At 53.8% G+C, this 18,121-nt stretch carries 17 protein-coding genes and 1 riboswitch; of the genes, 14 read left to right on the top strand and 3 right to left on the bottom strand.

Features of this window, described 5'->3' with window-relative positions; genetic code table 11:
• The first annotated feature begins 19 nt into the window (after positions 1 to 19).
• From mdtD to AABB92_RS02155, 10 genes are all read left to right on the top strand, one after another.
• The gene (gene mdtD, locus AABB92_RS02200; RefSeq protein ID WP_031377172.1) at positions 20 to 1,426 is read left to right on the top strand and encodes an MFS transporter; all 1,407 of its coding nucleotides are present in this window, start codon (positions 20 to 22) and stop codon (positions 1,424 to 1,426) included.
• Entirely contained in the window at positions 1,423 to 2,811 is a 1,389-nt protein-coding gene (gene baeS / locus AABB92_RS02195; RefSeq protein ID WP_046288209.1) for an envelope stress sensor histidine kinase BaeS, read from the top strand. The genes mdtD and baeS overlap by 4 nt, the downstream gene beginning before the upstream one ends.
• A gap of 6 nt (positions 2,812 to 2,817) precedes the next feature.
• Positions 2,818 to 3,525: an envelope stress response regulator BaeR gene (gene baeR, locus AABB92_RS02190; protein WP_031377173.1), complete on the top strand. Its 708-nt coding sequence runs from the start codon at positions 2,818 to 2,820 to the stop codon at positions 3,523 to 3,525.
• 126 nt (positions 3,526 to 3,651) lie between these two features.
• Positions 3,652 to 5,034: a prephenate-dependent tRNA uridine(34) hydroxylase TrhP gene (gene trhP / locus AABB92_RS02185; RefSeq protein ID WP_046288208.1), complete on the top strand. Its 1,383-nt coding sequence runs from the start codon at positions 3,652 to 3,654 to the stop codon at positions 5,032 to 5,034.
• 221 nt (positions 5,035 to 5,255) lie between these two features.
• The gene (yegS, locus tag AABB92_RS02180) at positions 5,256 to 6,155 is read left to right on the top strand and encodes a lipid kinase YegS (protein WP_031377174.1); all 900 of its coding nucleotides are present in this window, start codon (positions 5,256 to 5,258) and stop codon (positions 6,153 to 6,155) included.
• Between the two features lie 145 nt (positions 6,156 to 6,300).
• On the top strand, positions 6,301 to 7,515 hold the full coding sequence (manD, locus tag AABB92_RS02175; protein ID WP_031377175.1) for a D-mannonate dehydratase ManD: 1,215 nt from the start codon (positions 6,301 to 6,303) through the stop codon (positions 7,513 to 7,515).
• Between the two features lie 10 nt (positions 7,516 to 7,525).
• Complete coding sequence (locus AABB92_RS02170; protein WP_031377176.1) at positions 7,526 to 8,536, top strand: Zn-dependent oxidoreductase; 1,011 nt, start codon at positions 7,526 to 7,528, stop codon at positions 8,534 to 8,536.
• A gap of 80 nt (positions 8,537 to 8,616) precedes the next feature.
• Positions 8,617 to 9,900 carry an MFS transporter gene (locus tag AABB92_RS02165; RefSeq protein ID WP_031377177.1) on the top strand — a complete coding sequence of 428 codons (1,284 nt, stop codon included), beginning with the start codon at positions 8,617 to 8,619 and terminating at the stop codon, positions 9,898 to 9,900.
• A gap of 67 nt (positions 9,901 to 9,967) precedes the next feature.
• Positions 9,968 to 11,431: a mannitol dehydrogenase family protein gene (locus AABB92_RS02160; RefSeq protein WP_031377178.1), complete on the top strand. Its 1,464-nt coding sequence runs from the start codon at positions 9,968 to 9,970 to the stop codon at positions 11,429 to 11,431.
• A 100-nt stretch (positions 11,432 to 11,531) separates the two neighbouring features.
• On the top strand, positions 11,532 to 12,218 hold the full coding sequence (locus tag AABB92_RS02155) for a GntR family transcriptional regulator (RefSeq protein WP_031377179.1): 687 nt from the start codon (positions 11,532 to 11,534) through the stop codon (positions 12,216 to 12,218).
• A gap of 51 nt (positions 12,219 to 12,269) precedes the next feature.
• On the opposite strand, the gene thiD is transcribed toward AABB92_RS02155, so the two are convergent.
• Together thiD and thiM are read right to left on the bottom strand one after the other, a co-directional pair.
• The gene (gene thiD / locus AABB92_RS02150) at positions 12,270 to 13,070 is read right to left on the bottom strand and encodes a bifunctional hydroxymethylpyrimidine kinase/phosphomethylpyrimidine kinase (protein WP_046288206.1); all 801 of its coding nucleotides are present in this window, start codon (positions 13,068 to 13,070) and stop codon (positions 12,270 to 12,272) included.
• Positions 13,057 to 13,854, bottom strand: a complete 798-nt coding sequence (gene thiM, locus AABB92_RS02145; protein WP_082097594.1) for a hydroxyethylthiazole kinase — start codon at positions 13,852 to 13,854, stop codon at positions 13,057 to 13,059. Before thiM ends, thiD begins: the two co-directional genes overlap by 14 nt.
• 34 nt (positions 13,855 to 13,888) lie before the next feature.
• Positions 13,889 to 13,984, bottom strand: a riboswitch (TPP riboswitch).
• A 344-nt stretch (positions 13,985 to 14,328) separates the two neighbouring features.
• Between thiM and AABB92_RS02140 the strand changes: the two genes are divergently transcribed.
• Together AABB92_RS02140 and AABB92_RS02135 are read left to right on the top strand one after the other, a co-directional pair.
• Entirely contained in the window at positions 14,329 to 14,547 is a 219-nt protein-coding gene (locus tag AABB92_RS02140) for a hypothetical protein (protein ID WP_046288204.1), read from the top strand.
• Positions 14,548 to 15,347: 800 nt separating this feature from the next.
• Entirely contained in the window at positions 15,348 to 15,824 is a 477-nt protein-coding gene (locus AABB92_RS02135; RefSeq protein ID WP_031377148.1) for a hypothetical protein, read from the top strand.
• Positions 15,825 to 16,354: 530 nt separating this feature from the next.
• On the opposite strand, the gene AABB92_RS02130 is transcribed toward AABB92_RS02135, so the two are convergent.
• On the bottom strand, positions 16,355 to 16,969 hold the full coding sequence (locus tag AABB92_RS02130) for an XRE family transcriptional regulator (protein ID WP_031377147.1): 615 nt from the start codon (positions 16,967 to 16,969) through the stop codon (positions 16,355 to 16,357).
• A gap of 102 nt (positions 16,970 to 17,071) precedes the next feature.
• Between AABB92_RS02130 and AABB92_RS02125 the strand changes: the two genes are divergently transcribed.
• Positions 17,072 to 17,335 (top strand): helix-turn-helix domain-containing protein, encoded by a 264-nt coding sequence (locus tag AABB92_RS02125; RefSeq protein WP_082097559.1) that lies wholly within the window; start codon positions 17,072 to 17,074, stop codon positions 17,333 to 17,335.
• Positions 17,335 to 18,114 (top strand): hypothetical protein, encoded by a 780-nt coding sequence (locus tag AABB92_RS02120; protein WP_031377146.1) that lies wholly within the window; start codon positions 17,335 to 17,337, stop codon positions 18,112 to 18,114. The genes AABB92_RS02125 and AABB92_RS02120 overlap by 1 nt, the downstream gene beginning before the upstream one ends.
• The last annotated feature ends 7 nt before the right edge of the window (positions 18,115 to 18,121 follow it).

The following is an 18,121-nucleotide window of genomic DNA, read 5'->3' as shown; positions in this document are numbered from 1 at the left end:
GCGATTTCGGGACTGAATGATGAGTACACAGAGCGCAAACGTCCGCTGGCAATTATGGATAGTCGCCATCGGCTTCTTTATGCAGACGCTGGATACCACCATTGTCAACACCGCTATACCGGCGATGGCGCACGATTTAGGCGTCAGTCCGCTGCATATGCACTCGGTGATTGTCTATTACGTGCTGACGGTGGCGGTCATGCTGCCGGTCAGCGGCTGGCTGGCAGATCGCTTCGGCGTGCGTAACATCTTCTTTAGCGCGATTGTGTTGTTCAGCCTCGGATCGCTGCTGTGCGCGCTCTCTACCACCCTCGACCAGCTGGTGCTGTCGCGGGTAGTGCAGGGAATTGGCGGCGCGATGATGGTGCCGGTCGGTCGCCTGACGGTGATGAAAATCGTGCCGCGCGAGCAGTACATGTCGGCGATGACCTTTGTCACGCTGCCGGGGCAGATCGGGCCGCTGCTGGGTCCGGCGCTGGGCGGCGTGCTGGTGGAGTACGCCAGCTGGCACTGGATTTTCCTGATCAATATTCCGGTCGGCATTGCCGGTGCCGTCGCGACCCTGATGCTGATGCCTGACTACGCGATGCAGACCCGACGATTCGACTTCACCGGCTTTATCCTGCTGGCGGCTGGCATGGCGACCTTAACCCTGGCGCTGGATGGTCAGCGCAGCAGTGGCGGTTCACCGTTGCTGCTCGGGGCGATGATCCTGATCGGCATGTTCTCGCTGCTGTTCTATCTGATGCATGCGCGCAGCAATGACAATGCGCTGTTCAGCCTGAAGCTGTTTGATAACCGCATCTATTCGATTGGCCTGCTCGGCAGCTTTACCGGCCGCATCGGCAGCGGCATGCTGCCGTTTATGACGCCGATTTTCCTGCAGGTCGGCATGGGCTACAGTCCGTTTCACGCCGGGCTGATGATGATCCCGATGGTGCTCGGCAACATGGGGATGAAGCGCATTGTGGTGCGCATCGTTAACCTGTTTGGCTATCGCAACGTGCTGGTGGTTTCGACCATTGCACTGGCGCTGGTGGTGCTGCTGTTCCCGCTGGTGGCGATCATGGGCTGGGTCTGGCTGCTGCCGCTGGTGCTGTTTCTGCAGGGGATGGTCAACGCCATTCGCTTCTCCTCAATGAATACCCTGACGCTGAAAGAGTTGCCCGATGAACTCGCCTCCAGCGGCAATAGCCTGCTGTCGATGATTATGCAGCTGTCGATGAGTATCGGCGTGACGCTGGCGGGCTTACTGCTGGGTGCGTTTGCCCAGGATGCCGCCAGCGACAGCAGTGCGGAACACCAGATGTTTATTTATGCCTACCTGTGCATGTCGCTGATCATTATCTTGCCCGCGCTGGTGTTCTGGCGTGTTCCGCAGCAGGTAAGTAAAAACGTCGACTTACGACGCCGGAGAAAGTCATGAGGGTTAACCTGCGCCTTGGCATTGGCGCCAAACTGTTTATGGCGATCTTCTCGACCTGCATGCTGGTATTGATCACCATGCACTGGGGCGTCCGTCTGAGCTTCGAGCACGGCTTTGTTGACTATATTAAACGCGGCAACGAGCAGCGGTTAAGCCTGCTGAGTGACGCGCTGGCCGATCAGTATCAGCAGCACGGCAACTGGGATTTCCTGCGCCACAACGATCGGCTGGTATTCAATATTCTGCGATCGCTGGAGCAGAATCCCGACAGCAATAATCAGCTACCGCCGCACGGCTGGCGCACCCAGTTCTGGATCCTCGATCAGCAATATAAAGTGATGGTCGGCCCGCGCTCACCGGTTCCGCCCGAGGGGTCGCGGCGTAATATCACCACCAGCACCGGCAAAGTAGTTGGCTGGGTGATCGGATCGCCGCCGGAGCGGCTGACGCGCAGCACCGACATCAACTTTGATCAACAGCAGCGGCGTACCAGTTGGTATATCGTCGCGCTGTCGACGCTGCTGGCCGCGCTGGTCACCTGGCTGATGGCGCGCGGCCTGCTGGCACCGGTCAAACGGCTGGTTGACGGCACCCATCACCTGGCGGCCGGTAATTTTGCGACCCGGGTTGAGGTGGGCAGTCAGGATGAGCTCGGCCAGCTGGCCGGTGACTTCAACCTGCTGGCCAGTTCGCTGGAAAAGAATGAAAGCATGCGCCGCGCGTTTATGGCGGACATCTCGCACGAGCTGCGCACCCCGCTGGCTATTCTGCGCGGCGAGCTGGAGGCGATGCAGGATGGCGTGCGTAAACTGACGCCGGAAGCGCTCGCCTCGCTGCAGAGCGAAGTGGTGGTGCTGACCAAGCTGGTGGACGATCTGCATCAGCTGTCACTCTCTGATGAGGGCGCCCTCGCCTACCGCAAGCAGGCAACCGATCTGGTGCAGTTGCTGGAGGTGACCGCCGGCAGCTTTGCTGAACGCTATCGCGCCTACGGCTTAAGCCTGAAACTCAACTTACCGGATGAAGCGCCGTTCTTTGGCGACCCTGACCGGCTGATGCAACTGTTCACCAACCTGCTGGAAAACAGCCTGCGCTATACCGACAGCGGTGGCCGGGTCGAGGTTAAACTCTGGTATGAAGCCCCTTACTGGCGCATCGATCTGGAAGACAGCGCGCCTGGCGTTGACGGTGAACATCAGAGCCAGATTTTCGAACGCTTCTTCCGCACCGAAGGGTCACGTAACCGTGCCAGCGGCGGGTCGGGACTGGGGCTGGCGATCTGTAAAAACATCGTTGACGCACACGGCGGGCGCATCGCTGCAGAGCACTCTGATTTAGGTGGACTGAAAATCGCGCTACACTTGCGCTACGTTCCCTCTGTGTAAGCGCTTATGAGCCAGGAAAACCACGACCCGCTGATTCTGGTGGTCGAAGACGAACCCAAACTGGCGCAGTTAATGATCGATTATCTGCACGCCTCTAACTATCGCACTCACCATATTGCCGATGGCAATGCGGTACTGGACTACGTTCGCCAGTCGCCGCCCGATCTGATGCTGCTGGATTTAATGCTGCCCGGCACCGACGGGCTGACGCTGTGCCGCGAGATCCGCCGTCATTCTGAACTGCCGATCATCATGGTTACCGCCCGTACTGAAGAGATTGATCGGCTGCTCGGGCTGGAGATCGGTGCAGATGACTATATCTGCAAGCCGTTCAGCCCGCGCGAAGTGGTGGCGCGGGTGAAAACTATTCTGCGACGGGTTAAACGCGCCACGGAAGCGGTGCCGGACAGCTCTCTGCTGACGGTTGATGAGGGCCGTTTCGTGGCCAGCTGGCGCGACCGGCCGCTGGATCTGACGCCAGCGGAATTTCGCCTGCTGAAAACCCTGTCGCTGGAGCCGGGCAAAGTCTTTTCGCGCGAACAGCTGCTCAACCACCTGTATGACGACTATCGGGTAGTGACCGATCGGACCATCGACAGCCACATTAAAAACCTGCGCCGCAAGCTGGAGAGCCTCGACAGTGAACAACCCTTTATCCGCGCCGTCTATGGAATGGGTTATCGCTGGGAAGCTGACGTCTGTCATTTGATCTAGTTTGATCCCGATCAATTTACATCCGTTTTCTCCCTGCCTACAATTCCGCACCTTTAGCAGGGCCATCAACCGGCCCTGCCGCTGTCGCCTGAGGCGGCATACTGACCTGACATCAGTGAGAACCCGATGAAACCCGAACTGCTTTCCCCTGCCGGCACGCTGAAAAACATGCGTTACGCCTTCGCCTACGGTGCCGATGCGGTCTACGCTGGCCAGCCGCGCTACAGCCTGCGGGTGCGCAACAACGAATTCACCCATGAAAATCTCGCCAAAGGGATCGATGAAGCGCATGCGCTGGGCAAAAAGTTTTATGTAGTGGTCAACATTGCCCCGCATAACGCCAAGCTGAAAACCTTTATTCGTGATTTAACCCCGGTGGTGGCGATGCAGCCCGATGCACTGATCATGTCCGATCCGGGCCTGATCATGCTGGTGCGGGAGGCCTTTCCACAGATGCCGATTCATCTGTCGGTGCAGGCCAATGCGGTTAACTGGGCGACGGTAAAATTCTGGCAGCAGATGGGGCTGAGCCGGGTGATTCTCTCTCGTGAACTGTCGCTGGAGGAGATTGCCGAAATCCGTCAGCAGGTGCCGGAGATGGAACTGGAGGTGTTTGTCCACGGCGCGCTCTGCATGGCCTATTCCGGTCGCTGCCTGCTCTCCGGCTACATGAATAAGCGCGATCCCAATCAGGGTACCTGCACCAACGCCTGCCGCTGGGAGTATAAGGTGGCTGAAGGCCAGCAGGATGAAGTGGGTAACATCGTCGGTATTCACCAGCCGATCCCGGTGCAGGATGTGACGCCAACCCTCGGCGTAGGTCAGCCGACGGATAAAGTCTTTCTGCTGGAAGAAAAGATGAAACCGGGCGAAGTGATGAGCGCCTTCGAGGATGAGCACGGCACCTATATCATGAACTCCAAAGACCTGCGCGCGGTGGCGCACGTCGAGCGTCTCAGTCAGATGGGCGTTCATTCGCTGAAGATTGAAGGCCGCACCAAGTCCTACTATTACTGCGCCCGCACCGCTCAGGTCTATCGCCGGGCGATTGACGATGCCGCCGCCGGTAAACCTTTCGATCCCTCACTGCTGGAGACGCTGGAAGGGCTGGCGCACCGTGGCTATACCGAAGGCTTTTTGCGTCGCCATACCCACGACAGCTACCAGAACTATCAGCAGGGCTTTTCGGTCTCCGATCGTCAGCAGTTTGTCGGTGAATTCACCGGTGAACGACGGGATGCCTGGGCGGAAGTGGCGGTGAAAAACAAGTTTATGCTGCACGATACGCTGGAGATCATGACGCCCGCCGGGAATCTGTTGTGCCAACTCGATGCGCTGCAAAACGGCCGCGGCGAGGCAATTGACGTTGCGCCGGGCGACGGCCACCGCGTCTGGCTGCGGGTGCCGGAGGAGGTTGATTTGCGTTTCGGCCTGCTGCTGCGCAACTTCGATCACGGTCAGGACACCCGCGATCCGCATGCAAATCGTTTACCATCTGAAACATTTTGACGAAGTTAGAACAGGATCACAGACCCCTGCGCGCCACTGCCTTATAGTCCCGCCTGCTGCTAACGAGTAACAATAATCAGCAGGTTATTACTGGAACCACCTCATTCACCCGCCCGGCTCCCCCGTGCGGGTTTTCTTTTTTCTCACTTTCGCCAATAATTTTCAGCTGTCAGCTGTGTTATAACCCCCCTCTCACTCTGGTGATCTTCAAGGAACAGATAATGGATAAAAAATCGCTTACGCTGCTGATCCTGAATGGAAAAGGCGCAGGCAATGACGATCTGCGTGCCGCGATCGGCTCGCTGCGTGAAGAAGGCTTTGATATCGCAGTGCGCGTGACCTTTGAAAAAGGGGACGGCGACCGCTACGTCAAAGAGGCGATTGCGCTGCAGGCAGAGACCGTGGTCGCGGGCGGCGGTGACGGCACCATCAATGAAATCGCCACCGCGCTGGCGGCGTCTGAGGCAGACCATCGTCCGGTACTGGGCATTCTGCCGCTCGGCACCGCCAACGATTTCGCCACCAGCGTCGGCATTCCCGAAGAGATGGAACCGGCGCTGCGGCTGGCGATCCAGGGCAAAGCCAGCACCATCGATCTGGCACGGGTTAATCAGACTCACTACTTCATTAATATGGCGACCGGCGGTTTTGGCACCCGTATCACCACTGAAACGCCGGAAAAGCTCAAGTCCGCCCTCGGTGGCGTTTCCTACTTTATTCACGGTCTGATGCGGATGGATACCCTGAAGCCCGATACCTGTGAAATCAGCGGACCTGACTTTCAGTGGCAGGGCGATGCGCTGGTGATCGGTATCGGCAATGGCCGTCAGGCGGGCGGCGGACAGCGCCTCTGTCCGTCGGCGCTGATCAATGATGGCCGGCTGGATGTCAGCATCGTTACCGCGCAGGAGTTGCTGCCTACCCTGCTGCATTCGCTGACTGGTGATGATGACAATCCGGGTATCGTCACGACCCAGCTGGAGTCGCTGACCATCCGTTCGCCGCATGAAATGACCTTTAACCTTGATGGCGAACCGCTGTCCGGGCGCGAGTTCGTGATTGAAGTGCTGGCGGGCGCGCTGAGCTGTCGCCTGCCGCCGCAGTGTCCTCTGCTGGCCTGATACGCAGACAAGGGGGCGAAAGCCCCTTTTTTTGGGCAAATGTAAATGCTTTGTGATTGCCTTCACAACTCTGCCCGGCCAACTTGTATGGTAGTATTAAAGCGCGTATTTTTTCATCATTGAATGCTGACTGAAGGCTACCAGGATGAAAATTGTTAACGCTGAAGTATTTGTTACCTGCGCAGGCAGAAACTTTGTCACCGTCAAAATCACCACCGATCAGGGCCTGACCGGGATTGGTGATGCCACGCTGAATGGCCGCGAATTACCGGTCGCCTCCTACCTGAAAGATCACGTTTGCCCGCAGCTGATTGGCCGCGATGCGCATCAAATCGAAGATATCTGGCAGTACTTCTATAAAGGCGCTTACTGGCGTCGCGGTCCGGTCACCATGTCAGCCATTTCGGCGGTGGATATGGCGCTGTGGGATATCAAAGGCAAAGCCGCCAACATGCCGGTTTACCAGCTGCTGGGCGGCGCATCGCGCACCGGCGTTATGGTCTATTGCCACACCACCGGTCATTCGATTGATGAAGTGATGGACGACTACGCGAAGCACAAAGAGCTGGGATTCAAGGCGATTCGCGCCCAGTGCGGCGTGCCAGGCATGAAAACCACCTACGGCATGGCCAAAGGCAAAGGTCTGGCCTACGAGCCGGCGACCAAAGGCAACTGGCCGGAAGAGCAGCTCTGGTCCACCGAGAAATACCTCGATTTCACGCCAAAACTGTTCGCAGCGATCCGCGACAAATTTGGCTTCGATGAACATCTGCTGCACGACATGCACCATCGCCTGACGCCGATTGAAGCGGCGCGTTTCGGTAAGAGCGTGGAAGATTATCGCCTGTTCTGGATGGAAGATCCGACGCCGGCTGAGAACCAGGAGTGCTTCCGCCTGATCCGTCAGCACACCGTGACGCCAATTGCGGTCGGTGAAGTGTTTAACAGCATCTGGGACTGTAAACAGCTGATTGAAGAGCAGCTGATTGACTATATCCGCACCACCATCACCCATGCGGGCGGCATTACCGGCATGCGCCGCATCGCAGATTTCGCCTCACTTTACCAGGTGCGCACCGGTTCACACGGTCCGTCCGATCTCTCGCCCATCTGCATGGCGGCGGCGCTGCACTTCGATCTCTGGGTACCGAACTTCGGTGTGCAGGAGTACATGGGCTTCTCTGAGCAGATGATGGAGCTGTTCGAGGCGAACTGGACCTTCGATCAGGGCTACATGCATCCTGGCGATAAACCGGGTCTGGGCATTGAGTTCAACGAGAAGCTGGCTGCGAAATATCCCTATGAACCCGCCTATCTGCCGGTGGCCCGTCTGGAAGACGGTACGCTGTGGAACTGGTAAGGAGAGCCTGATGAAAAGTGTGGTGATTGAACAACCGGGCGAGCTGGTGCTGGCTGAACGTCCTCTGCCGCAACCGACGGCCGGTGAAGTCCGGGTCAAAGTGGCCTATGCCAGCATCTGCGGTTCTGATGTGCATATCTGGCACGGCCACAACCCGTTCGCTAAATATCCGCGGGTGATTGGTCATGAGTTTTTCGGCGTGATTGATGCGCTGGGTGAAGGCGTCGATCCGGCCCGGCTGGGCGAGCGCGTGGCGGTCGATCCGGTGGTCAGCTGCGGTCACTGCTACCCCTGCTCGGTGGGTCGCCCCAACGTCTGTACCTCACTGCAGGTGATTGGCGTGCATCGCGACGGCGGCTTTAGCGAATATGCGCTGGCGCCGGCCAGCAACGCTTATCATCTGCCGGATGCGATCCCCGACCGGCTGGCCAGCCTGGTCGAGCCGTTCACCATCGCGGCTAACATCACCGCTTTCCTGCAGCCGCAACCGCAGGATGTGGCGCTGATTTACGGGGCCGGTCCGATGGGACTGACCGCCATCCAGGTACTGAAGGGCGTTTACAACGTCAGAGAGGTGATGGTGGTGGATCGTCTGCCGGAACGGCTGGAGCTGGCGCAGCAGAACGGTGCCGATCGGCTGTTTAACAACAGCGAGATCCCGCTGGCGGCGCAGCTGGAAGGCATTCAGCCGACGCTGATTATCGACGCGGCCTGCCATCCCACCATTCTGGCAGAAGCGGCCGCCCTCGCCTCTCCGGCGGCGCGCATCGGTCTGCTGGGCTTTTCCGGCGAACCCTGCAGCATTACCCAGCAAAGTCTCACCAGTAAAGAGTTGTCGCTGTTTACCTCACGTCTCAACAGCCACCGCTTTCCGCAGGTGATTGACTGGATGGAAAAAGGGTTAATCCAGCCAGAGAAGCTGGTCACCCACTATTTCCCGTTGCAGGAGATTGAACGCGCCATGACGCTGTTCGAAAAAGATCCGCGCACCTGCTGCAAAGTGATCCTTCAAATGGGTTAATGCCCACTGAACACCAGGTGTCCTCAGCCGGTGCGTACCCGCCGGCTTATTACAAAGAGAAAACAGATCACGGAGTTTTTATGTTCAAGAATCTGCGCTGGACCCTCGTTTTGCTGTTGTTCCTGGTTTACATGATCAATTACCTCGATCGTGTTGCCCTGTCACTGACGGTGCCGCTGGTGGAAAAAGATCTGGCGATCAATGCTGAGCAATTCGGCATGATCTTTGGCAGCTTCTTCTTCGGTTACGCGCTGTTTAACTTCGTCGGCGGTCTCGCCACTGACCGGTTTGGCCCGAAAATCGTGCTGGCCGTCGCGGTAGGCGCCTGGTCTATCTTCTGCGGCATGACTGCGCTGGCGACCGGCTTCTGGTCGCTGCTGATCCTGCGCGTGCTGTTCGGCATGGCTGAAGGCCCGATCTGCGCCTCGGCGAATAAAGCGATCAACGGCTGGTTTCCCAAAAAACAGGCAGCCACCGCGATGGGCTTACTCAGCGCCGGTTCGCCACTGGGTGGCGCGGTTGCCGGTCCGATCATCGGTTATCTGGCGCTGGCGTACGGCTGGCGTCCGGCCTTCATCATCGTCTGCTGCATCGGTCTGGTGTGGATGACCTTCTGGCTGTTCTTTGCCGCGGACAACCCGGCAAAAAGCAAACGGGTCAGCGAAGAGGAACGTCTCTTAATTGAACGCCTGAAAGCGGCTAACCCTAACGATGAAGCCGATCTGTCAGAAACTGCCCATCCGTTTGGCTACTACCTGCGTCAGCCAATCATCCTGGTGACCGCCTTTGCCTTCTTCTGCTACAACTACATCCTGTTCTTCTTCCTGAGCTGGTTCCCGGCCTATCTGGTGCAGGCCCATGGTCTGGATATTAAGTCGATGAGCATTACCACCATGATCCCGTGGATTGTGGGTTTCGTCGGCCTGGCGCTGGGCGGCTGGATCTCCGATAAAATCTTCAACATCACCGGCAAACTGTTGTTGTCACGTAAAATTGTGCTGGTGGTCTCACTGCTGGCGGCGGCAATTTGTGTGGCGCTGGCAGGTACGATAAAAGAGGTGGTTCCTGCGGTGATGATGATGTCGGTATCGATCTTCTTCCTCTACATTACCGGCGCAATCTACTGGGCGATTATTCAGGATGTGGTGCACAAGAGTCGTGTCGGCAGCATCAGCGGCTTTATCCACCTGGTCGGCAGCCTTTCCGGCATCATCGGACCGATTGTGACCGGCTTTATCGTCCAGCATACCGGTAAGTTTGACAGCGCCTTTGTGCTGGCCGGCGCTGTCGCTGCGCTGGGTGCCTTCCTGGTGCTGTTTGTGATCCGCAGCCCGAAGACCCAGGATAAGCCAGTTTCGGTGTAATCCTCATCACGCAACATGATCACTGATTTCGGGGCGCCTCGCGCCCCGTTTGCCATAAGGACGGACTATGTTACAGATCGATCGCCTGCCCGCTGAGATCCAGCGCCCTGCCTATGACCGGGCCCAGCTTAAAACCCGTATGGTGCATATCGGCTTTGGTGCCTTTCACCGCGCGCATCAGGCGCTGTGCAGCGATAAGCTGGCCGCCGAACACGGCAGTGACTGGGGTTACTGCGAAGTTAACCTCAACAGCGGCGAACTGATTCAGGCGCTGCGTGAACAGCAGTTGCTCTATACCCTGACCGAAATGGCGAATGATTCGCTGCAGACCCGGGTGATCGGCGTGATTACTGCGGCGCTGCACGGCAAAGGCGACGGCATTGAGGCGGTGATCAACGCCATGTGTCAGCCCGAGGTGGCAATTGTTTCGATGACCGTGACCGAGAAAGGCTATTGCCATCAGCCAGCCAGCGGCAATCTGAACCCGGATCATCCCGATATCGTGCATGACCTCGACAATCCGCAGACGCCGCGTTCGTTGCCAGGCCTGATTCTGGCCGCCATTAATCGCCGTCGGCAGCTCGGCCTGCCGCCCTTCAGCGTGATGTCGTGCGATAACATGCCAGAGAACGGCCACGTCACCCGCAACGTGATTGTGCAGCTGGCACAACGGCAGGATGCGGCGCTGGCGGAGTATATTCAGCAGCAGGTGACCTTTCCCTCAACCATGGTTGACCGGATTGTGCCGGCGATGACGGAGGCGGCGTTTGACGCGCTGGCCGGGCGGCTCGGCTCCCGTGACCCGGTAGCGGTTGAAGCGGAACCGTTCTTTCAGTGGGTCATCGAAGATAATTTTGTCAGCGGTCGTCCGGCGTGGGAAAAGGCGGGAGCAGAACTGGTCAGCGACGTATTGCCGTATGAAGAGATGAAACTGCGCATGCTGAATGGCAGCCATTCGTTTCTCGCCTACCTTGGCTACCTTGCCGGCTATCAGCACATCAGCGATTGCATGGCCGATCCGCACTTCCGCGCCGCTGCCCGTTCACTGATGGTCGATGAGCAGGCACCCACCTTGCGCACTCAGGGCGTGGACCTTGAAGCCTATGCCGATTCGCTGATCGCCCGCTACGAAAACCGCGCCATCAAACATCGTACCTGGCAAATCGCCACTGACGGATCGCAAAAATTACCGCAGCGCCTGCTGGACAGTCTGCGCTGGCATCTGAGCAATAACAGCCGCTGTGAACTGCTGCTGCTCGGCGTGGCTGGCTGGATGCGCTATGTCGGGGGGACCGACGAACAGGGTCAGCCGATTGAGGTTCGCGATCCGCTGAAGACGACGCTGGCAGAATGTGTGGCCAGCAGTGAAGAAGGTGAAGCGCGCGTGCGTGCGCTGCTCGGCCTGCGCCAGATCTTCGGCGACGATCTGGCAGACAACGCCGATCTGGTCGCCCGGCTGACCGCCTGTTATCAGCAGCTGACTACCCAGGGTGCGCGTGCGACGGTGCAGCAGTACATGACCCGCGCCTGATGCGATGATGACAAAGCACTGGCGCAGACGCAGCGTGCTGATTAGACTGACCCTTTCCCTTCGGGCTGGCACCAGCCAGCCGTAATATGGATATTGCTGCATGTCGATCGCCTATACCATTACCACCAGCGAACCGGTGAATCAGCAGATTTACCGGTTTTTGCGCAAAGATATCGTGACCTGTGTGATTCAGCCGGGTTCGCTGCTGTCGGAAAAAGAGGTCTCTGCGCGTTTTAACGTCTCACGCCAGCCAGTGCGCGAAGCGTTCATCAAGCTGGCCGAAGCCGGACTGGTACAGGTATTGCCGCAACGCGGCACCTTTGTGCGTAAAATTTCCGCCAAACGGGTGGCGGACGGCCGCTTCATCCGTGAAGCGGTGGAAGTCTCAGTGGTGCGCCGTGCGGCGCTGGAGATTGGCGACCCGGCGCTGATGATGCTGGAACACAACCTGCAGCTGCAACGCATGGCGGCTGAGCGGCATGACAGCCAGGCGTTTCTCAGCCTGGATGATGAGTTTCACCGGCTGATTGCCGAAAGTATTGATTGCAAGCTGGCGTGGGAAACCGTCGAGAACATTAAAGCGGCGATGGACCGGGTTCGTTTTCTGACCCTGAGTGAGGTTTCACCGCCGGAAAGCCTGATTCAGCAGCATGAGGAGATTTTTGCAGCGTTGAAACATCACGACGCAGACGCCGCCGAAGCCGCGATGCGCCGTCATTTGCAGGAGATGATTTTCTCAATTACCCCTATTGCCGAGCGCAACAGCGCATGGTTTGAAGCACCCTGACCCGGCAACGGTGCCGTCCCGCCGCCTCAGCGCGGGATGGCACATCCACCGCTACCACCACTGATGAAAATGGTGCACCGGCCCGATTCCCGTACCGACCTCCAGTGAATCCGCCTGTAACAACGCCTGCTGCAGCCAGGCTTTCGCTTCGGTGATCGTATCAGCCCAGTCGGCGTGACGCGGACGCAAAGCCGCCAGCGCCGCTGACAGCGTGCAGCCGGTGCCGTGAGTATGACGGGTATTAACCCGCGGCGTGCTGAACCGCTGCTGGCCCGAAGGGGTGATCAGCCAGTCCGGGCTGTTATCAGCCGTCAGGTGACCGCCCTTGATCAATACCGCCTGACATCCCGCCGCCAGCAACGCCTCGCCCTGCGCCCGCATCTGCGCTTCGCTCTCCGCCACCGCGCACCCCAGCAACGCTGCTGCTTCCGGCAGATTCGGCGTAATCAGCGACACCTGTGGTAACAGCAGTTCGCGGACGCTGGCAATCGCATCGGCGGATAACAGCGGATCGCCGCTTTTCGCCACCATCACCGTATCCAGCACCACGAAAGGAATTGCGCTACGTCTCAGCCGTGCCGCAACCTGCCCGACGATGGCGGTTTCCGACAACATGCCAATTTTCGCGCTGTCGATACGCACATCGTCCAGCACCGAATCAAGCTGGGCGGCCACAAAGTCAGCATCGATTCGGTAGACCGACTGGACGCCATGGGTATTTTGCGCCACCAGCGCGGTGATCACGCTGGTGCCATACGCGCCCAGCGCGGAAAAGGTTTTCAGATCGGCCTGGATCCCTGCCCCGCCGCTGGGATCGGTCCCGGCGATGGTCAGTGCATTAATGCGTTTCATGGTCCACCTCCAGCGTCCAGAGCGCATCAAGAAACGCCGTGGCAAAACTGCCGGGGCCGGCTGAGCTTGCCGCCGCCTGTTCACCGGCCCGCGCCATCACCTGACAGGCACTGGCGACGTTGAGCAGCCGATCGCCGCTCAGACTGCTGAAGCCAGCCACCACCGCCGACAGCGCACAGCCGGTACCGACCACCCGCGTCATTAACGGGCTGCCGCCGCGAATGGCAAAGGTGCGCTGACCGTCGGTGGCGTAATCTACTTCGCCGGTCACAATCACCAGCGTCTGATAGTCGCGAGCCAGCTGCCGGGCGGCCTCCAGCGCTGCATCCGCCTGATGCAGGCTATCCACTCCGCGTCCGCCGCTGGCCTGTTGCGCCAGCGCCAGGATCTCTGAGGCGTTACCGCGGATCACCGCTGGCTGCTGGCTCAGCAGCCGCTGGCAGAAGGTGGTGCGCAGCGTCAGCGCTCCGACCGCCACCGGGTCCAGTGTCCAGGGCGTTCCCGCCTGCCTGGCGGCCGTGACCGCCGCCTGCATCGCCTGCTGGCGCTCAGCGGTCAGCGTCCCGACGTTAATCAGTAAGGCATCGGCAAAGCCGCTGAACTGCGCGGCTTCCTCCGCATCAATCACCATCGCCGGTGAAGCGTTGAGCGACAACAGAACATTGGCGGTGAAGTTTTGTACCACGTCGTTAGTCATGCAGTGCACCAGCGGTGACTGACGGCGGAAACGGTGCAGAATGGGCGCGAATTGCGCAGCAGAAAGGTGTTGAGATTGATCTGTCATCATAGCTCCCAACCGGCGAATAAGAAGGCGAATGCGGTCAGGCATCAGACTTCCCTACGCTGGCATTATCCAGTTCAGGTCAGCGGGTTTTTCTCAGCCTTCACGTGGAAGGGCACCCCGAGTCATGTTGATTACATTTCTTTATTAATTAGTGAGTTATGTGAGTTTGCTTTTTGTCTACGGTTGTTTTTACGAATCTCACTACTGAGCATTGTACCCCAGTCTGTACCCCATTTTGTACCCCACAGGAAAGCAAAAAGCTTGATTCTTCTTCATCCATATAAAACGGTTATAGATAGAATCTATGGACAGAATTAATCATTATTATCGCCAAATGAAGTTTTGAATCATGTTTAGAAAATGAAGTAGATGCCCTACTTTATTAATTACTTACCGCTATGTAATTACCTTCAACAGAAATAATCTGTAGAGACAATAATTAACTGATATTTTCTCATGAAACAAGGTTTTTTTATGACCTATACTAAAATCTGGAAGCCAAATTTTATACACGTAGGCATTAAAATGAAAGTAAAAGAGAATTCAGAAATTGAAATATTATCTAATCTAAAAAGCCTGGAAGAAGAATATGATGAAATGATGTATTTCAACAATTCCCCACCAGATATGAGTATTGTTGCAACAAAATGGATGCAACAATATCTTAGCAAAAGAAAAAATAATGGAGAATAAAAATTGAAAAAAAGGGAAATACGCACCAATAGAAAGACGCTGAATAAATCAGTACGTAAAAAAACAATTGCATCAGAAATATCACTGACTTTTGATCAGTATGAAAACATTCTATGTAGCGATATGACCTCAGCACGAATATGTAACATATTAAAAGTGCGATTACCAAAAGGATACATAGAGAAGCTAAGAAATAACAAACTCACGAAATACAAAAATTGGTATCAAAAAATAAAATTTAAGCATTTACACAGCCCTCGGCGAAACAACTAATCTCTCCCCCCAAAAAAAAGCCGACTCACTCGCATGAATCGGCCTTTCTAAATTTATCAATATGGAGCGTGTAAATAATTAACCCTACATTTATTTTACCAAATTTAAGTGTGTATCTGCTGAGTATGGTTCAGGAAGAACATATATTTTATGTGATATAATTAATAAGTGTGCTAATGGAAAAAATATTAGAAACGATTAATGATTCTATCCTATATTAAGTATGCTGTCTGATAATACAATATAGCGTTAACAATAGCAAACAGCATATCAATTACTGAAAGATGACATTCAAGCTGGGATGGCAATATTTAAACTGTAATAAAAAAGCACCAGAATCTTTCGGTTATAATACTTTTGAAAATGGCATTAATGCCATCAACTAATGAATTGCAAGTTAAGAATGCAAAAGAAATAGCTGATGGTAATAAAGGAACAAGACATACATTATAAACTTATTTAATCATATCCGCTAATTAATAAAAAACATAATTATATTAGACTTGGTGGTTATAACAGGATTTTTTATGGCAGGCAAAAAACAAAATTTTAACAATGCTGAATTTAAAAATATAGCTGGTAACTTTAGTAGTTACAATGATCTTACATTAAATGGAAAAAAAATTGTTAATGAGATTATTACTAAGTGTTCTGGTAAGAAAGGATATCCACACAAGAAGGTATATTATGTACTTTTTAATATTTATGAAGTGAATACAGACACTATTAAGTACTCGTTAGATTACTATTCAGCTAAGTACAAAGAGGATTCACTACCAACTATTAATACTGTCCGTAAGTTTCTTACAATCATTAAACAGTTATCTGTAGCATTGGTCACAGCACATAAGAAAGGCGTAAGACTGTTTAAGGCAGCTCAGGATGGACACTATTACTTAACGCCAGTCGATAAGTACGAAATTGATAAGATATATGATAACGGGTCATCAGCACAGGAAATTATTGCAATACTTCAGAATATGATTGATGATTCTGCGAAATAATTGCTTCGCAGAATTATAGCCTTACTTCGCAAGATGAGTACAGATACGACCAAAAAACACCATGTAAACACGCTAATTCATTGATTTTATTACGGTATAATGTACCTTTCACTATCTTGCGACCTTATATTAATATTAACCGATACTCCGTTAATTCAAAGAATAGTGTCTTACTGATATTCAGCCTCTGAAGAGACTAACTTCGCTTCGCTCGTCAGCCTCTTAAAAACCAAATATTAGATCGTAACGTTGCGATTTTCTCGCGGTACTCGAAAAGACGCAAGGCGTTACTTCTCGCTTTGCTCGATTGGTGTTAGTACAGCAAGTGAAATACCTAAAGTGAATTGGTAAGTACGACGTGCCTTGTCAGTACTGGCCCGAGCGAAGCGACCCCGATCCGATTAATCCCCTTTCATGATGGTGCTGAGGACAAAACGCACAGGAAGCCCCTGAAGTGGAAGTAGCTAAAAACAGTAATCACGTATCTAATCTGTCAGAAAACGCCTCAGAAATGCACTGAGAGCGTTAAATTACAGTTGATTAAGTACTACCATTACTTCTCCCAGCACATCAAAGGAAGATAGTGAATCCTGATTGACGGTCATCGCACTGTATTTGATGTTATCACTGCTTAAATTGTATCCATCTGGCACCACTTGGACTCGTTTGTACAGGTAGTTTCCTTCTTTGTGGAGTGCTGCCACTTTACCATCCCGTAGCTGCTTTTGGTTCTGGTTTATAAGCAAGACGCTACCTACCATGAATGTTGGCTCCATTACATCAGTCTTAACGCGAAGGGCTGCAAGGTTTGCCCTTTTATCCCGCAAATCGGGGAAAGCATTCGAGTCCAGTAAAAGGAAATCTTTGCCATCAATAAAAGGAATTTTTAGCAGTTTTTCGACTTGGTCTGTGCTTGTCGTTTTTGAAAACTCTTTTCCCGTCGCCAGCCATTCAACCGACACGTTTCCTGCCTTAGCCAGTAGAATAAGATTTTCTAAAGTTGGGCTTGAAACAGCCTGAAGATAGTTATGTACAGTACTGTACCCTATGCCTGCTTTTTTGGCGAAATCTCGTCCTGTACCAGAAGGTACTATTGATTTTAGCCTTTCACTGAACTGTTCAACGCTTTCTTTTTTGCCAGACATGCACAACCCACCACATTAAAAGGAACTTTGTTCCTTATTTTTATTTGACGAATTCCTTTTAATGATCAATCATGTTCTCAATGTTAGTAACGAGTGGTCATTATGAGTATTCATAATCAATCAGAATCGCAGATAAAGGAGCAAAATGCCAGTACTGAGAACTGGCACAGAGCGGATATTTTGGCGGCTATCAGGAAACGAGGAGGAACATTGGCACAGCTTTCGAGAGACAACGGATTACATGAAAGAACACTTTATAACGCTCTTGAGCGAAATTGGCCTAAAGGTGAGGGAATTATTGCCGCTTATATAGGAGTAGCTGTAAACGTTATATGGCCTGAGCGGTATAGAAAAGGGGAAAATTAGTGCAAAAGGTTATAAAGGTTGGTATTTACTCAATTTGGGGCGTTTGTTTATTGCTTGCAGCAATAGAGAAATTTGGTGATTTTTTCGCTACTGGTGTTGGTTTCTGGTCGGTACTGATGCTTTTCGTCGCGGGAGCCAGCCAGCTTGGGGCTGCTCTTATCGCTATTGGATGGGCTGTGCTGGCATTTGGAACGCTGAGATCTAAGTACTTACCCTATAAATTCGTTAATAATTATACGGTGCCGGTACTAATCATTGTACTTGCTTTCGTGGCAAGTACTGCCAGATCGTCAAGTGACGAAGCCAGAGCACAAAAACTCGGCTTTGAAGACGGCAAAGAATTTGCTACCGCTCGCGAGAATAACATTAAAAACCCTACAGATTACGCAAAGTACTTAGCTGAACAGAAAGCTAATACGGAAGAAAAGGCCGCTCATGAGGCATCACTTGCAGTAGAGAAGGAACAAAAAGCAAAAGATGAAGAAGCTGAATGCCTACAACTTGATAATCCAGAGTGCTATATCTCGAAACATGAACGTGGGGATTATATGTGTGCAAAAGCTGTCGAGGATTCAGCTAAGTACGAATTTAAATGGACTGATGGATTTACAGAACCAAAATTTTCATCTCTTAGCTGGCACGATAGAAGCAGGAGATTAGTGACTCTTTACGGGCATCGGGCACAGGCTCAAAACGGTTTCGGTGCGTTCAAAAATATTGAGTACTCCTGCACATACAACGCTGATACTGGTGAAGTATTAAGTACTAATCTTCAATAAGGAAAGA

It is taken from the genome of Pantoea brenneri, assembly GCF_038594305.1.
Classification (GTDB): domain Bacteria; phylum Pseudomonadota; class Gammaproteobacteria; order Enterobacterales; family Enterobacteriaceae; genus Pantoea; species Pantoea brenneri.
The sequence above is the reverse complement of the archived record's forward strand: the minus strand, read 5'-3'. Positions and strand labels throughout refer to the sequence as shown.

Excerpts from the sequence above, each read along its gene's own strand:
- mdtD (WP_031377172.1), top strand. The coding sequence starts at position 20 with ATGAGTACACAGAGCGCAAACGTCCGCTGGCAATTATGGATAGTCGCC.
- baeS (WP_046288209.1), top strand. The coding sequence starts at position 1,423 with ATGAGGGTTAACCTGCGCCTTGGCATTGGCGCCAAACTGTTTATGGCG.
- baeR (WP_031377173.1), top strand. The coding sequence starts at position 2,818 with ATGAGCCAGGAAAACCACGACCCGCTGATTCTGGTGGTCGAAGACGAA.
- trhP (WP_046288208.1), top strand. The coding sequence starts at position 3,652 with ATGAAACCCGAACTGCTTTCCCCTGCCGGCACGCTGAAAAACATGCGT.
- yegS (WP_031377174.1), top strand. The coding sequence starts at position 5,256 with ATGGATAAAAAATCGCTTACGCTGCTGATCCTGAATGGAAAAGGCGCA.
- manD (WP_031377175.1), top strand. The coding sequence starts at position 6,301 with ATGAAAATTGTTAACGCTGAAGTATTTGTTACCTGCGCAGGCAGAAAC.
- AABB92_RS02170 (WP_031377176.1), top strand. The coding sequence starts at position 7,526 with ATGAAAAGTGTGGTGATTGAACAACCGGGCGAGCTGGTGCTGGCTGAA.
- AABB92_RS02165 (WP_031377177.1), top strand. The coding sequence starts at position 8,617 with ATGTTCAAGAATCTGCGCTGGACCCTCGTTTTGCTGTTGTTCCTGGTT.
- AABB92_RS02160 (WP_031377178.1), top strand. The coding sequence starts at position 9,968 with ATGTTACAGATCGATCGCCTGCCCGCTGAGATCCAGCGCCCTGCCTAT.
- AABB92_RS02155 (WP_031377179.1), top strand. The coding sequence starts at position 11,532 with ATGTCGATCGCCTATACCATTACCACCAGCGAACCGGTGAATCAGCAG.
- thiD (WP_046288206.1), bottom strand. The coding sequence starts at position 13,070 with ATGAAACGCATTAATGCACTGACCATCGCCGGGACCGATCCCAGCGGC.
- thiM (WP_082097594.1), bottom strand. The coding sequence starts at position 13,854 with ATGACAGATCAATCTCAACACCTTTCTGCTGCGCAATTCGCGCCCATT.
- AABB92_RS02140 (WP_046288204.1), top strand. The coding sequence starts at position 14,329 with ATGACCTATACTAAAATCTGGAAGCCAAATTTTATACACGTAGGCATT.
- AABB92_RS02135 (WP_031377148.1), top strand. The coding sequence starts at position 15,348 with ATGGCAGGCAAAAAACAAAATTTTAACAATGCTGAATTTAAAAATATA.
- AABB92_RS02130 (WP_031377147.1), bottom strand. The coding sequence starts at position 16,969 with ATGTCTGGCAAAAAAGAAAGCGTTGAACAGTTCAGTGAAAGGCTAAAA.
- AABB92_RS02125 (WP_082097559.1), top strand. The coding sequence starts at position 17,072 with ATGAGTATTCATAATCAATCAGAATCGCAGATAAAGGAGCAAAATGCC.